This window comes from Bacillus sp. SM2101, assembly GCF_018588585.1.
In the GTDB taxonomy this organism is placed as follows: Bacteria; Bacillota; Bacilli; order Bacillales; family SM2101; genus Nanhaiella; species Nanhaiella sioensis.
On sequence record NZ_JAEUFG010000134.1, the window covers coordinates 1 to 601 of the forward strand.

Consider the following 601-nt stretch of genomic DNA (forward strand, 5'->3'; position numbering starts at 1 on the left):
AAAAAAAGATTGAGTTAATCGTCATTTTTTGAAATAATTGGAATCAAGCTAACGAGAGTTTATGGAGTAAAAACTTTACTTCTAAGGTTGTAAAATCTTATACCCTGGAGGGAATATGGATGAATACGTAGTTATCGAAATAGATGATTTGCTTAATACTGGACTAAACGCTTTAGTGATGGAGAGTAAAGAAGAGGGTTTCCGTTTTGTGGAACGTTTAATTAATGACTACAAAACTGGTACAAATAAATTTAATAATTTTGGTGAAGCATTGTACGGTGTTTTTAATAAGACAGGTAGTTTGGTTGCAGTTGGTGGTATTAATATAGACCCATTTTCAAAAGAACCTTATATAGGCAGATTGAGAAGGTTTTATGTTAGTAAGTTGTATAGGAGAAACGGATTGGGAAGTCTATTAGTGAAAAAGATAATTGTTGAAGCAAAAACCTATTTTAATGTATTGGTGCTTTATACAGATACTGATGAGGCTAGTAAATTCTATACTGCTATTGGGTTTTCAAAGGGTAATATTTATCAAAATTCAACACATTATTTAGACTTAAAATGTTATTGAGCTAACCGGGTTTTTGAGGACTGTTAT

1 protein-coding gene is annotated in these 601 nt (G+C 31.3%); it reads left to right on the top strand.

The annotated features are described in order from the left end of the window. Positions 1–115: 115 nt before the first annotated feature. Complete coding sequence (locus JM172_RS24610; RefSeq protein ID WP_214484998.1) at positions 116–574, top strand: GNAT family N-acetyltransferase; 459 nt, start codon at positions 116–118, stop codon at positions 572–574. Positions 575–601 lie beyond the last annotated feature (27 nt).

Bases quoted from the DNA above. Each gene is read 5' to 3' on its own strand.
- JM172_RS24610 (WP_214484998.1), top strand. From the start codon at position 116: ATGGATGAATACGTAGTTATCGAAATAGATGATTTGCTTAATACTGGA.